At 35.1% G+C, this 14408-nt stretch carries 11 protein-coding genes; 6 read left to right on the top strand and 5 right to left on the bottom strand.

The window, feature by feature from the left end:
- Positions 1 to 62 precede the first annotated feature (62 nt).
- Together nusA and rimP are read right to left on the bottom strand one after the other, a co-directional pair.
- A complete protein-coding gene (gene nusA, locus HNS38_RS14965) occupies positions 63 to 1310 on the bottom strand; it encodes a transcription termination factor NusA (protein WP_172284162.1) in 1248 nt (415 codons plus the stop codon).
- Positions 1311 to 1322: 12 nt separating this feature from the next.
- Positions 1323 to 1793, bottom strand: coding sequence for a ribosome assembly cofactor RimP (rimP, locus tag HNS38_RS14960; protein WP_172284160.1), 471 nt, complete (start codon positions 1791 to 1793; stop codon positions 1323 to 1325).
- Positions 1794 to 2086: 293 nt separating this feature from the next.
- On the opposite strand from rimP, the gene HNS38_RS14955 reads away from it, so the two are divergent.
- The 3 genes from HNS38_RS14955 (at position 2087) to HNS38_RS14945 (ending at position 5483) form a co-directional block, all read left to right on the top strand.
- Positions 2087 to 3061, top strand: coding sequence for a polyprenyl synthetase family protein (locus HNS38_RS14955; RefSeq protein WP_172284158.1), 975 nt, complete (start codon positions 2087 to 2089; stop codon positions 3059 to 3061).
- Positions 3062 to 3182: 121 nt separating this feature from the next.
- Entirely contained in the window at positions 3183 to 4226 is a 1044-nt protein-coding gene (locus HNS38_RS14950) for a TlpA disulfide reductase family protein (RefSeq protein WP_172284156.1), read from the top strand.
- A gap of 198 nt (positions 4227 to 4424) precedes the next feature.
- Positions 4425 to 5483: a TRM11 family methyltransferase gene (locus HNS38_RS14945; protein WP_172284154.1), complete on the top strand. Its 1059-nt coding sequence runs from the start codon at positions 4425 to 4427 to the stop codon at positions 5481 to 5483.
- Here HNS38_RS14945 and HNS38_RS14940 read toward each other — a convergent pair whose 3' ends face one another.
- Positions 5484 to 7001: a PepSY-associated TM helix domain-containing protein gene (locus tag HNS38_RS14940; protein WP_172284152.1), complete on the bottom strand. Its 1518-nt coding sequence runs from the start codon at positions 6999 to 7001 to the stop codon at positions 5484 to 5486. It lies immediately after the preceding gene.
- A 1195-nt stretch (positions 7002 to 8196) separates the two neighbouring features.
- Between HNS38_RS14940 and HNS38_RS14935 the strand changes: the two genes are divergently transcribed.
- Both HNS38_RS14935 and HNS38_RS14930 read left to right on the top strand, forming a co-directional pair.
- On the top strand, positions 8197 to 9135 hold the full coding sequence (locus HNS38_RS14935) for a carbohydrate kinase family protein (RefSeq protein ID WP_172284150.1): 939 nt from the start codon (positions 8197 to 8199) through the stop codon (positions 9133 to 9135).
- Entirely contained in the window at positions 9132 to 10043 is a 912-nt protein-coding gene (locus HNS38_RS14930; protein WP_172284148.1) for a pseudouridine-5'-phosphate glycosidase, read from the top strand. The genes HNS38_RS14935 and HNS38_RS14930 overlap by 4 nt, the downstream gene beginning before the upstream one ends.
- Positions 10044 to 10173: 130 nt before the next feature.
- On the opposite strand, the gene pepF is transcribed toward HNS38_RS14930, so the two are convergent.
- Positions 10174 to 12045: an oligoendopeptidase F gene (gene pepF, locus HNS38_RS14925; protein WP_172284146.1), complete on the bottom strand. Its 1872-nt coding sequence runs from the start codon at positions 12043 to 12045 to the stop codon at positions 10174 to 10176.
- A 693-nt stretch (positions 12046 to 12738) separates the two neighbouring features.
- Positions 12739 to 12987 (bottom strand): hypothetical protein, encoded by a 249-nt coding sequence (locus HNS38_RS14920; RefSeq protein ID WP_172284144.1) that lies wholly within the window; start codon positions 12985 to 12987, stop codon positions 12739 to 12741.
- 713 nt (positions 12988 to 13700) lie between these two features.
- On the opposite strand from HNS38_RS14920, the gene HNS38_RS14915 reads away from it, so the two are divergent.
- Positions 13701 to 14408: hypothetical protein (locus HNS38_RS14915; RefSeq protein WP_216663737.1), on the top strand; the 708-nt coding region annotated here is incomplete at its 3' end.

The following is a 14408-nucleotide window of genomic DNA, read 5'->3' as shown; positions in this document are numbered from 1 at the left end:
CCTTAATCTGTTATTCTCTCTTTTTATCTTTTTTTTATCAAATATACTATTCAATAAAAGACTTAATCAAATTCTAATCTTAATATACGTACTACTTCATTTATGGTTTCTTCTTCTAAGTCGGTTCTGTTAACTAACTCTTCAGCTGGAATAGCTAAAACTGATTTAGCAGTATCGCACCCTATAGATACCAATTCTTTGATAATCCATTCATCGATTTCATCACTGAATTCTGTTAATGCAACATCCTCTAAATCGGTGTCTGTATCACGATAAACATCAATTTCGTATCCTGTAAGGCGACCAGCAAGTTTAATATTGAAACCACCTTTACCAATAGCAAGTGATACTTGATCTGGTTTTAAGAACACATCTGCTTTATTGTTCTCCTCGTCTATATTTATGGATGTGATTTTCGCAGGGCTTAAAGCACGCTGAATATACAAGCTTGTATTGTTTGTATAATTAATCACGTCTATATTTTCATTTTTTAATTCTCTAACAATTCCGTGAATTCTACTCCCTTTCATACCGACACAAGCTCCAACAGGATCTATTCTGTCATCATAACTTTCAACTGATATCTTGGCTCTTTCTCCAGGAACACGAACAATATTTTTAATGGTAATAAGACCATCATAAACCTCTGGTACTTCTTGTTCAAATAAACGCTCTAAGAATACTGGAGATGTACGAGAAAGAATAATCACGGGAGTATTGTTTTTTAAGTCAACTTTACTCACAACCGCACGTATGACATCCCCTTTTCTATAATAATCACTAGGGATTTGTTCTGATTTTGGTAGAATCAACTCATAATATTCATCATCAAGGATGAGGACTTCTCTTTTCCAGACCTGATAAACTTCACCACTGATGATTTCTCCAATTTTTTCAGAGTATTTTTTGTAGACATTGTCTTTTTCAAGTTCTTGAATTTTGGTAGCTAAGTTTTGACGAATGGTCAAAATTTCACGACGACCAAAATTTTCCATAAACATAGGCTCGGATACTTCTTCACCTACTTCGTAATCTGGTTCTATCTTGATTGCATCGGAATATGAGATCTCAAGATTGTCATCTTCAACTTCACCATCCTCAACGATATCACGGTTTCGCCAAATTTCAAGGTCTCCCTTGTCAATATTAACAATGATATCAAAATTTTCATCGGTACCAAATCGCTTGATAAGCATGTGTCTGAAAACATCTTCCAAGATACGCATCATGGTTTCTCGATCGATATTCTTAAATTCCTTAAATTCCTGAAAGGTAGAGATTAAACTCATTTTTCCTTCTTGATTTGCCATTTTGTATATAGATTAAAAAACAACTTCTATTTTTGATTCTTGAATAGAGTTAAACTCTATTATTAAAGGTTCTTCTTCGTGATAAGGTTTTCTTGAACCTTTTTTTGCATTAGGGTTTTTCTTCAATGGAGTCCCTAATATACCATCTTCTTTCACTTCTTCTACACGTATCAATATCTGTGAGCCGTCAGTTAATTTTATTTTTAAAAGTTGGCCCACATGTTTCAAGTATTGACGTTTTTTGCGAAGAGGAAGATCTAAGCCTGCTGAAGATACATTCAGAAAAAAATCTTCTTCTTCTCGATCCAAATTAGACTCTATTTGACGACTCAACTCCACGCAATGATCAATTCCTACCCTTGTGTCGCTATCAATAAAAACCTCTATATGATTGGCTTCATTGATGTTGAGTTCTACCAAAAAACGATCTGTTCCTGATAATCCTTCTTCAATTAATGCCTCTATTTTCTTTTTTCCTATCATATTTTTCTTTAAACAGATTATAACAAAAGGGGACTGCTGTCCCCTCCATCTGTCCATCTAATGCTTTTAAATGCTTAAAATTCAAGCGTTTAAACTCTCTCCAAAGAGGGAGGGTGCTGTTTAATTGATGAAAAGACTATTTTCTCCATTTAAAAAGCGGTGCAAAAATACGATTTATTTTGACATCTTTAAAGCTTTCTGAGGAATTCTTTTTTTGAATAATTATCTGAGTTTGAAAAGATTTCTTTTTGCTTTCACTTGAATTTTTAAATTTGCAGCACTAAAATAGATTTATGTTGACAATTCAAGATTACCAAGAGATTATTAAACTAAAGATTGCTGAGCAGAAATTTGATCATGCTCCTGTCGAATTATACGAACCCATTACTTATACTATGAGTTTGGGAGGTAAGAGGTTGCGTCCTACTTTAACGATTATGACTTGCGATATTTTCGGTGGAAAAATAGAGGAGTCTGTTAATGCGGCTTTAGGTTTGGAGACGTTTCATAATTTCACTTTATTGCATGATGATATTATGGACAAGGCCCCAATAAGACGAGGAGAGCCTACCGTATACAAAAAATGGGACGCTAATCGGGCTATTTTGAGTGGTGATACCATGATGGTGCTAGCATATGATTATTTGCTTAGCTCTCCCAAGGATTTGTTGTTTGACCTTTTTACAGTGTTTAATAAGGTTGGAAAAGAGGTATGTGAAGGCCAGCAATACGATATGAATTTTGAGACAGCCGAGCATGTAAGTATTGAAGAATATCTGGAGATGATTAAGTTAAAGACCGCTGTTCTGATTGGTGGAAGTATGCATGTCGGAGCGATTATTGCTCGCGCCAGTGCTGATCAATGTAAGTTGACCTATAATTTTGGTGAAAATATTGGTATGGCTTTTCAGTTGCAAGATGATTTGTTGGATGCTTTTGGTGATACTTCTGTTTTTGGAAAGCAAACTGGTGGTGATATTAGAACCAATAAGAAAACCTATCTTTATTTAAAAGCTTTGGAACTGGCTGATGAAATTGATAAAAAAAGGTTAGTGGAGTTGTATACGATACAGGATGAGGGTAATGATGAAAAAGTGACAGAGGTATTAAACCTTTTTAATAAATATGAAATCAGCCAATTAACACGTCAATTAATGGAGGAGTTCTATTCTAAAGCCATGTTGCAACTCCATGCTATCCATCTTCCAAAAGATAAAGAAATGGTTCTTGTTTCTGTGGCAGATAACTTAATGAAAAGAGACAGTTAGGTCTACTTTGAAATTTCTCTTCTGGTTCATGTGATTTTGGTATTAATTATTTAATTAGTTTTATCTTTGAAGCTTAATGATGAATAGATATCGATTTGTTTCTATAATAAACAATATGAATATGAGGCTTAAAAAACATTTTCTGCTAGTGCTTACTTTTGTGGTCATTGTTTTTTTTGGTTGTCATTTAGATAACAACACCAAGACCTATTTTTATCATATAAAAGGAGACCTTTTAAATTATCAGTCTGATAGTATTTATCTATTTAAGGCAGGGAATTACTTAGGATATACCTATGAAAGAATAGGGGCTAAAAAGATAGAAGATGGACAGTTTCGATTTGATGGTGAGTTTAATCATGCCGAAATGTATTTTATAGGGACGAATAATCAACCAACGCTGCCATTTTATATTAGTACAGATAAAATCTTCATTGAAGGAGACCTTGATAATCCCAAAGAGCTTAAAATTATTGATGCCAGGATGAATGTGCAGTTGCGAGAGTTTGAAACTAGATTGAGCCTAGCGAAAAATAGTCAACAAGAATTAGAAATGATTGATGCTTTTATACAAAGTGAACCTAACTCTCCTCTTAACCCATATTTGATTTTAAATTATCGTTACCACATAGGAAATTTTGAAGAACTAAATCATCTATATAATTTAATGGATTTGAGTTTGCGATTCCATCCATACTCTGTGAAGATAAAATCCCAAATGAAAGTGTTGGAATTGGTTCAGCAAGGTCGATTAGCTCCTGAAATCATTAGTAAAGATAGTGCTGGTATAGAGAGAAGGCTATCTTCTTTGAGAGGCTCTTATGTCTTGGTTAAATTTTGGGCTTCTTGGTGCGAATTATGTAAGCAAGAAATTCCTGCTTTAGTAAAATTACATCAAGAGTTGAGCTTGAAAAATGCAAAATTCGAAATTTTAGGTGTAGCAGCTGAGTTTGATAAGTCAAGATGGCTTTCTGCAATTAATGAAGATAATCTACCTTGGATAAATGTTTCATTGGTCTCGGGTTTTGAAGATAATGCTTTCATAGATTATGGTGTTAAAAGCATTCCAGCCTCTCTTTTAATTAACCCAGAAGGACGAATTGTCGCCAGAGGACTCAAAGGAGAAGAGCTTAGAGATAAATTACTTGAAGTTCTTAAGAACTAAATGAAACAAACCTTGTTTTAAGGTTGTATATTACTAGAAATATTTATTTTTGAGGACTGATTAACTATTCACTGTAGTTTAAAGCATCTTAATCTCAGTCAGAATAGGTTTTTATAGTACACTTAAGCTATTTTAGTTTGATATTACGAAATTTGCTTTGTTTTGGATAAAAGTTGTTTTTAAGATTTTTTTTAGAATATGAATAGGTATTTGATTTTACAAAACCCAGGGCATAATAGGGTTTATTATAATCTGTCAGGGGAATTGGCTTTGGCAGAATTAAAGATAGCAACAAGAAGATTAGAAGCAACTTGCGAAGAAATAGATATAGTAAATATCAAAGGTATTCGCTATATTTCTTTCACTACCAAAGATGAAATCACAGACTACGATTTACAGGTTTTATCAAGGCTTTCCTTTGTGTTTGCTATCTTTAAAGACCATGATAAAGAAAGTGATTGTTTGATACCCATTTCCAAATATGAATTTGAATATGTAGACCAGAAAATCAGTTCTCTATTGAAGTATCCTGGCAAAACTAATGAGCTATTCACTAAGATGATGATAAATGTGGCTTTGCTATCCAGTGATTTTGATTACCGAGATCAAATTAGATTGCTCGATCCCGTTGCAGGTAGGGGAACGACTCTTTTTGAAGCTGTAGTTTATAATTTTGAGCCTATGGGAATAGAAATCGACTCGAAATCAACACATGCCTGTGAAGTGTTTTTTAAGAAGTTTTTAGAGGAGGAAAAGTATAAACATCAGTCTAATAGCAGAAGGATTTACGGTAAAAATAAATCCGAAGCTATTATGGTTCGTGAGTTTGAGTATGCAAAGAGTAAGCAAGAGTTTAAAGAGAAGTCCTCTAGACGAAAGTTGGGAATAGTAAATGGACGGTCTCAGGATGCAGCTAAATACTTTAAAAAAGAAAGCTTCCATGTTATTGTAGGTGACTTGCCTTATGGAATAGCTCATGGAAATGCTGTTGCTCAGAAATCAAACTCCATCACACGAAATCCATATCAATTATTAATCCAATGTTTACCTGGATGGAGTCAGATTCTTAAGCCAGGAGGAACCATTGTTTTGGCCTGGAATTCATTTGTAGTTTCTAAACATAAGCTTTCGGAAGTTTTTGTGGAGAATGGTTTTGAAGTGTTAAATGATGAACCCAATCTTCAGTTTGAACACATGGTGGATAAATCCATAAAGAGAGATATTATTATTGCTAAGAAACCAAGAGTTTCTACTTAGTTAACTCCCTTTATACTTCTTCCACCAAACTACCAATCCACTAATAAGAATAAATATGGTTGCGAAACCAACTATAGGTACAATAAGGATATAGCCTATTCCAAAGATAAAGCTAAAGTAGCGTGCAGTATGAATTTCCAAGGCCAAATTCCATAAAGAGATGGGTGATTCTTTAATAATCTGAGGCATTTCTGGAGTTTGCCATTCAGGATTGATTCCTTTAATTCCGAAATCGTAATCCGTATAAAAGGCTTCACCTTGGGTATTTACCACCCAGCCACTAATACTGCTGTTTTCTATTGGAGGCCCCATGGTTTGTACCGGAACATAAGGCCTTTGGTGTTGGAAATCGTTGAGGATTCCTCTTCTTGGATTCCACTCAAATAAACCGGCAAAACTTCCTACTAAATAGGTGTCTGTTGATATTCTCTCAAAAACAGTAACTCCCATGATGCTAATGGGAACCTGAAACTCAAAGGCCATAGGCGCCAACTCCATTTCCTTGTCCAGCTCAAAGGCTCTTTCATCTGTTAATAGGATATAGACTCCTCTTTCTTCATTATAATCGATAGCTCTGAGTTTATCAAACCAAGCATTAGAAGTGGCCAATGAGGTATATGGAATTTTGCCCACTTTGGAGGAGGCTATAAATATTAATCCGGGTGGACGGAGGAAAATCCCTGTAATGGTGGTAATCAATAAAAAGAAGATAAACCAGTAGCCGAGTTTATTATGCCAGCGGATATTCCACTTATGAAACCCTTTGAGTTGCTCGATAGATTCCCCTTGTTGGTGTTTCTTTTTAATTCTTCGTGGCATAAAGAAGTAAATGACCCCACCAAGGCTCAATAATATAAAAACCACACCCAAAAGGTCGACGAGTAATTTCCCCCAATGACCATAAATTTCACCAGAGTGAATAAACCATAGGGTTTTAAATAGTCCAATTTTATTATCATATCCAGCTGGATTTTGTAATTGGATTTTTTCAAATTTTAATTGCTCAGGATTATCTATGCCTTTAAATAAGAAGCTACGACTCAGAAAGATAATTTCACCATTTCTTTCGGTGATGTCCACAAATCTTTCATCTTCAATTTCAATGGGTATTTTCTTCCATTCTTTTACTCCATTATTCCATGAGTAAGCTCCCCTGAGGCTGGCCAAATATAAATTCCCTTTATGCGATTTATAGATTTTAAAAACCTTTCTATTGTCCATGCCTTCAGGTAATCCTTCAGCAAAGCTTCTCAAATTGTTCAAGTCCCCATTGGCCAACCAAAGGCCCATATTCCCATAAAGAAGGATGCTGTCGGTGCCTATTTGTTCGCTTCCACGTAAAGCTCCTAAATTCCAATTTTTATAGGTATAGCTTTTGGGCATGAGTTTTCTACTCACATCAACACCAGAAAGTAAATCTCTATGGTTTAAAACAATGCCAGAAAGGGAGTATATGATAAGGAAAAGGGCGAATATCAGCCCTAGCCATTTATGATATTTCTTGAAGAATTTAAACATGATGATGATTTGTGGTTGCAAAAGTAAACTTATTGGTATTTAAATACCAATTATATTGTGTGTTTAATAGTTTCTTTGTGAAACTTCGTTTGGACAAATGCATACTTATTTTATGTCCACGAATTATCACAAATTACAATCAGTGAAAATTAGTGGAATCAGTGGACAGACATACTTTTTCTTGTTTTCTGCACTTATATAGGATGGGAATCGCAATCGCCACAAATTCAATGAAATAAGATTATTTAGACTTGGGTTTGGATGCCCCAGACTTATATTTGTTTGAATATTTTTTCAGGCCCTTTTTCGAAAAAGGACAGCAAAAACAGCCGCTGTATCAGAAAGTCTACTCGACAAATGGTTTTCGGAAAAACAATAAACTCCTCCTTATAGTGACATCCTATGGAGTGTCACTAACGAGCGTCAAACAGTATTATTTTTGTTTCCTACAATCCATTTGCTCCGTTTAACGACTTCCTGATAAGGCGGAGTAGACTTCCTGCGGAAGTCTTTATAAATTTTGCGTGGTTTAATTCAGGAGCCCTCATCGATTTCGAGTTCACAACAAAATATACTCAAATAAAACTTCTTCATTATATAAGCTTGAACTAATAACATTAGCGGTAATATATTTTCGAAGACAGAGGGCAGGCTGTTCCCAAACTTAGGCCGGCTCATGCGGTGAATTATAGAATATTTGATTTGTCAGCAAAGGGCCTTGGCTTTTAAAGTAATGACATCGAATAAATTTGAAATAGAAACTACTACCTAAAAATCAGATAATAGGTAGGATTATTTGGTCATTAGTTTTCTACTTTGGTAGACAAATCAATATTTTATAAGAGGTGGGGTGGCAATTGTTTGGGATGGCTTTTTGCTTCCTTTTTTCCACAAAAAAGGATGATTAGTGTTTTTTACAAAAAAAATAGTAAATCAACCGACGAGAACAAATCAGGTGAAATGGGATATTTGATATTAAAGGAACTAAGTTGAGCCTACCAGCACATAATATTAAGAATAGGCATCTTTGTTATGACTTTATCATACTTTAAATAGATTTTGCCTAGCACATCAAAATAGGATTTAGTCATGAAACTTTGTGAATTCCATCGTGGAGCTTAGTGCTAAAGCTTAGGATTTGATAGTTAAGTATAAGAAATGAAGTTTATCTTTGTTCATTGTAAACAGAAATTGTATGAGTGAAACTAAATCATCAAAGAAAAAAGTAATAGTTATAGGAGCGGCAATTGCCGATATCACTGGGTTTTCTTCAAAGCCTTTGATTGAGAATGATTCCAATCCTGGGGAGATTAAGTTTTCCAGCGGTGGAGTTGGAAGAAATATTGCTGAGAATCTGGCAAGACTAGATTGTCATGTTGAACTCATCACAGCTTTTGGGAACGATGTTTATGCCCTTGGATTAAAGTCTCATTGTCAAGAAACAGGAATTCAAATTGACAATAGTTTGTTCTCATCAGAATCCTCTACTGCTATATACTTGTCGATAAACAATCCCGATGGTAATATGGCCATGGCGATTTCTGACACTGAAATTATTGACGAATTAAGTCCAGAGTTTATGGCTTCAAAGAAATCAATAATCGAAGATGCTGATTGCATCGTTTTAGATACCAATTTGTCTGAGGAAACATTGAAGTATATTGCTGAGAATTTTTCACAGATTCCCATCTTCTTAGATTTAGTTTCTACTTCAAAAGCAAAAAAGGCAAAATCGATATTGAACTATTTCCATACCATCAAGCCCAATTTAATAGAAGCTGAGCACTTATCGGGAATAAAATTTGAGGAGGCCAAGGATTTAGATTTGATGCTAAAAGATTTTGTTAGTACTGGAATACAACAGGTCTTTATTTCAAAAGGAGAGGAAGGATGTTTTTATGGGAATACTGAGAAGAGTGGAGTTTTTAGGAGCAAGATAAGTAAAGTGGTGAATAGTTCAGGGGCAGGAGATGCGTTTATGGCGGGATTGGTTTTTGCCCATTTATATGATTACGATTTGGAAGAATCGGCTACCTTTGCCACCGCTTTGTCGCTAGCTGCTTTACAAAGTGAAGAAGCAGTGAATCCTCAATTAAATTTAGAACTGGCAAATCACATTAGACAAGAATTATGATTGAACAATATTTAGATATTCATCCAGAAATTGCAGAAGCAATAAAAAATAACAAGCCTGTTGTAGCTTTAGAATCCACTATTATATCACATGGAATGCCTTATCCTCAAAATGTAGAAACTGCTCGTAGGGTTGAATCTATCATTAGAGAAAGAGGAGCATTTCCAGCTACCATTTGTATTATCGATGGCCGATTAAAAGTTGGTTTATCCGAAGAAGAATTGGAGTTTTTAGGAACGGCCAAAGATGTGGCAAAAGTGAGTCGCCGAGATTTACCATTTATTGTGGCAAAAAAGCTAAACGGAGCTACCACTGTGGCTACCACTATGATTATTGCTGAAATGGCTGGAATCGAAGTATTCGTAACTGGAGGAATTGGAGGAGTGCATAGGGGAGCAGAAGAGAATTTTGATATTTCTGCCGACTTAACCGAGCTTTCTCAAACCAATGTAGCTGTGGTTTGTGCGGGAGCCAAATCCATTTTAGATTTAGGGCTAACACTAGAATATTTAGAAACCCAAGGAGTCCCAGTTATTGGTTATCAAACCGATGAATTGCCTGCTTTTTATACCCGTCAGAGTGGTTTTGATTTATTACATCGTTCCGATTCGGCTAAAGAATTGGCAAGCATTGTCAATACCAAATTTGCCTTGAATCTTCAAGGTGGAGTGGTGATAGCAAATCCAATTCCAGAAGAGTATGCCATGGATTATAACCTGATTACTGAAGCCATCGAAACTGCATTACAAGAAGCTGATAAGCAAAATGTAAAAGGTAAAGACATTACTCCATTCTTATTGTCTTATATCAAAGAAATCACCAAAGGAAAAAGCCTAGAATCTAATATTCAGCTGGTTTATAATAATGCTCGATTGGGTGCTGATTTGGCTGTTGAGATGAAGAAGTAGATTTTATATGGAACTGGATAGGTAAAGGGAAGCCTTAGAGAAAGGGAATCATTCACCTTCGTGAAGGCTTCCCTTTCTTATCTTTATTAAAGAAATTACCAAAGGAAAAAGTCTAGAATCCAATTCGTATTCAATTCCTGGTGCCTTCGTGTCTTGGTGGCGAATTTGTTATTTTTTTTAACCCTTTCAACAATACCTCCAATTCAGCAACCTGAGCCCCTAAATCATCAATTACAGCCTTTATAGTAGCTTCTTGTGTTAAATCAGCTCCAGCTATTTTTAGTTGTTCTACCGGATAATTATTTCCACCCGATTTGAGGAGGTTTAGATAATTCTCCAGACTAGATTTATCGCCTTTGGCTAATCCTTGTTTTACCTGTTGATATAAACTAGCAGAAGCAGCAAAGCTGGTGGCGTATTGGTAAACATAGAAAGGAGAGCGATAGAAGTGAGGGATGCGAGCCCAGAAAATATTCTTTTGGTCACGGGTAAAAACTTCAGTTCCATAATACTTCTCATCTAAAGTCTCGCAAAGCTTAGTAAGGCTATCGGCTGTCATGGCTTGGTTGTTTTCTATCATCTGATGGGCTTGCCATTCAAAATCAGCAAACATAGTTTGGATAAAGAAAGTACCAATGATATTTTCTATGCTTTGTTGTAGTAAAGCTGCTTTCTCCAAAGGATCGGTGCTGCGTTCCAGCATTAAATCCAAGAGGAGTCTTTCGTTGAAAGTACTGGCTACTTCGGCTACAAAAATGGTGTATTCATGAATATTGAAAGGCTGGTTTTCTTCTGAGAGCATGGTGTGTAGGCTATGGCCCAGTTCGTGAGCCAAGGTAAATACATGATCTTGGGTTCCATTATAATTCATCAGAATAAATGGATGAACGCCATAAACTCCCATACTATAAGCTCCGGATGACTTTCCTTCGTTCTCGTAAACATCTATCCACCCGTTTTCTAAAGCCTTATTAAACTTATTTTCATAATCTACTCCCAATGGTTTAACCGACTCTAAAACTAGTTTCTTGGCCTCCTCAAAATCGTATTTTTTATCGTGCTCCACTAGAGTTAAACGAGAATCATAGGCGTGATAGTCACCCAATAAATCCATATGCTCTGCACGTAGCTTGTGATATTTCTGTAATGCTTGAGTGTTTTCTCCAACCGTTTTTACCAGGTTAGCATAAACTTCCAAAGGAATATTATTGCTATCCAATTTGGCTTCTAAACTACTCTTGAATTTACGGCTTCGGGCAAAAGCCACATCTTTATCGCAAATGCCTTTATAAATAGCAGCAATGGTATTTTTGATATCGCTATACAAAGGATAGAAATTCTCGGCTGCCAACTTTCTGTCTTCTCGAACTCTAGAAGTATTTAATATTTCCGAATAGTTTCCATGAGTAAGCTTGGTCTTTTCTCCATTTTTTAATTCTATTTCGGGGAATTTCACATCGGCAGTGGTGAGCATGGTATAGGTATTGGCTGCTGTTCCTGATGGACTAGAAAAATAGGAGAGGAGCTTTTCCATTTCTTCGGAAAGGATATGGGCTTTTCTTCGGTAGGTTTTCTCTAAATTGAACCTGTAGACTTGTAGTGTTTCGTTCTCGTCCAGCCATTTTTTACACTCCTCCTCTGGAATCTCCATAATTTCTGGAGTTACCCAAGAGGTAGCGGTATTGAAATCAGCAAGGAACATGCTTACTTCTTGCATTTTCCCCAAGACCTCATTATTGCTATTGTCGGTGCTTTTTTGCAAAGCAGGATAAGCATAAACTTTATAGAGGATTTTTTCAATTTCATCCATCAATACAAAAGCGCTTAGTAAAGAGTCTGCTCCTAGTTTGAGCTTTCCTTTAAATTGGGTGAGTTCTTCAGTTTGAGTTTTGATGTTTTTGAAATCTTCTTCCCATGCATTCCAGTCGGAATAGATGTGAGTGAAATCCCATTTGTATTTGGCGTCTATTTGGTTTCTATCTAAAGTTTTTGCTTTGGACATATTATTTGCTATTTGATGTTTTGTTGAATTGAATCCGCAAAAATAAACATTCCTGTATAGCTTGAATTGTAAAAAATCCATAATAGAAATAATTAGTGTCAGCAAGAAAACTGCTGATTTTTGGAATGCTTAGTCAGAAGGCGTCAAGTTCGAGGCTTTCGCAGTTTTGAAAATCAGGCGTTTACTTTTGTAAATAACTATTTTCAAAACAAGAGTAACGAAGAAATTGGCGTTTTCTGGCAAGCACTAATTATACTGATTATATAATGAAATGGTCTTTATCACAGGGCAAACGCATCTTGTTTCTTATGAGTTATAGCACAAAAAATACCAAGGAGTCACAAAATACACAAAGGAAGAATTGTTATTTTGTTCATTTTGTGGGTTTTGTGTCTTCTTTGAGCTCCTTCGTGGTACAGCTTTTTCTATAATCTCTCCCCAGAAACTCAAATGTTCACAAAAAAAATAGATGTATATTTTGATAGGAACATCATTTTTATAGTACAAAAATACAGATGCTTAGGAAGTCTAGCTCGCTCGGAAATGTTTTACGAGTGCGTATAATACTCACAGCTATTTGTTACTTTTGTATGATGTTAGATAAAGATAAAACTTATAAACTATAGATTATTATTTTCTATATACACTCCTCATTGCAAATTCGAGCTAAGGAGCTTGTGTCTTTTGTCCAGATTATTCTTCTAGCCATTTTTTCGTATTGGCTTTAACTTGTTCGTTCTCTAGGGTTTCATTGCTTTTGTATTGATCAAGCGAATCGTTTAGAATAAGCTTTTGTTGCTCAGTTAGTTCGTCAAGGATGTCTGTTTTATTATTGCTTTTTGAATAATCACTAATGATAGAATAAAACTCTTGAAGAATATGAGTATCACTAATAGTATCAATTAATTGATGTAAGTCTTGTTTTAATCTAACTGTGTCCATCCGATTTCTTTTATTGTTCACAAAGATAATTTCAAAAGTATGAAATTAGCCTAGGCTGAATTGTAAAAAAAGATATAATAGAGATGTTTTCTTCAAGATTAAGAAGAATTGTAAAAAATCTCAAAAAAAAAGGGTACGAAAACCTTAAAAAGAGTATTAATACATATAACCCTCCTTTAATATTTCATTTTAATCATTTTTTTCAAAATAAATATAAGTATATAAAGAATATTACTATATTTGTCGAAATCACTTACAAAATTATCGCATGAAAAACACACAAAAGCCTAATAAAGAATTATATAAGGCAGATTGTCAAAATATTTGGCACCCCCCCCTTATATATACATATTGAGAATATATACAGTTTAGTATTTTTAATTTCTTTGTGAGAGACTAGGTTTATGTGTGGTATTCTACAAAGCAATAATAGGATTTTTCAACTGGAGGAAAACGAATTTACTTAGCTGGCTGGCGGCCATTGTTTCGCTTATTTGGTATATTTTTTTATGATAAAAAAGAAACAATCAGCCCGTCCTTAGCTCTCACCATTTTCGCAACAAATCCGGAGTAAACTCAGAAACGGGCCGAATAAGCTACAAAAGTAGTAATAATATATGCTGATAGCAATTAAGCTTTGTTATTGGTGAAAGAAAGTCATTGAGAATAAAAAAAGTAGATTCTTTGTGCTTTCTTATAATTTCTTTTCATTCATGAAAAAGTATTTATGGTATGCTATTATAATAGCATTTATGGTTTCATCTGTTTCTGCGCAAACAGATATAAAAAAAGAAGAAAACAAACTAGAGTTGAATAATTCAAATAATAAGAATAGCAAAACCACTTCAACTTACTGGACACTTGCCAATAAAGCAGATTTATATTACGATGCCGGAAATGTTGGGATTGGAACAAGTAGACCGAATTCCAAATTAGATGTAAGCGGTACAATTTCTGCAACAGGTTTAATTTTACCAGGAGGAAGTACAGGAGATGTTTTAACCTATGGTAGTTTTGGAACAGCCTATTGGGCCGCACCAAGTACTGGAGGTAGTGGAGGAGACCCTTCACCATGGCTCACCGAAAGTAATGGTATAAGTTATAATTCAGGAGCATCTTCAAATGTAGGAATAGGAAAAGTAAGTACCAGCGGTATTAGACTAGATGTTGATGGCAAAATACGCACCAATGCAGAGTATACCTTTGATGCAACAAATGATGGGATTATTAGTTTTGGCTCTTCTATAGTAGGACGTAAGCTTATGATTTTGTCCAATTATAGAGAAGGATTAAAATCGAATATCAACGGAATTTCTATTACATCTATTGGTAATGTGGGTATTGGAATAGATGACCCGGATACCAAATTGGAAGTAGCAGGAAAAACCAAAACCGAAAGCTTACAAATTACAAACGGTGTT

It is taken from the genome of Lentimicrobium sp. L6 (assembly GCF_013166655.1).
GTDB lineage: Bacteria > Bacteroidota > Bacteroidia > Bacteroidales > UBA12170 > UBA12170.
The sequence above is the reverse complement of the archived record's forward strand: the minus strand, read 5'-3'. Positions and strand labels throughout refer to the sequence as shown.

Coding starts and splice junctions, on each gene's coding strand:
- nusA (WP_172284162.1), bottom strand. CDS start 1,310: ATGGCAAATCAAGAAGGAAAAATGAGTTTAATCTCTACCTTTCAGGAA.
- HNS38_RS14950 (WP_172284156.1), top strand. CDS start 3,183: ATGAGGCTTAAAAAACATTTTCTGCTAGTGCTTACTTTTGTGGTCATT.
- HNS38_RS14930 (WP_172284148.1), top strand. CDS start 9,132: ATGATTGAACAATATTTAGATATTCATCCAGAAATTGCAGAAGCAATA.
- HNS38_RS14955 (WP_172284158.1), top strand. CDS start 2,087: ATGTTGACAATTCAAGATTACCAAGAGATTATTAAACTAAAGATTGCT.
- pepF (WP_172284146.1), bottom strand. CDS start 12,045: ATGTCCAAAGCAAAAACTTTAGATAGAAACCAAATAGACGCCAAATAC.
- HNS38_RS14945 (WP_172284154.1), top strand. CDS start 4,425: ATGAATAGGTATTTGATTTTACAAAACCCAGGGCATAATAGGGTTTAT.
- rimP (WP_172284160.1), bottom strand. CDS start 1,793: ATGATAGGAAAAAAGAAAATAGAGGCATTAATTGAAGAAGGATTATCA.
- HNS38_RS14920 (WP_172284144.1), bottom strand. CDS start 12,987: ATGGACACAGTTAGATTAAAACAAGACTTACATCAATTAATTGATACT.
- HNS38_RS14935 (WP_172284150.1), top strand. CDS start 8,197: ATGAGTGAAACTAAATCATCAAAGAAAAAAGTAATAGTTATAGGAGCG.
- HNS38_RS14940 (WP_172284152.1), bottom strand. CDS start 7,001: ATGTTTAAATTCTTCAAGAAATATCATAAATGGCTAGGGCTGATATTC.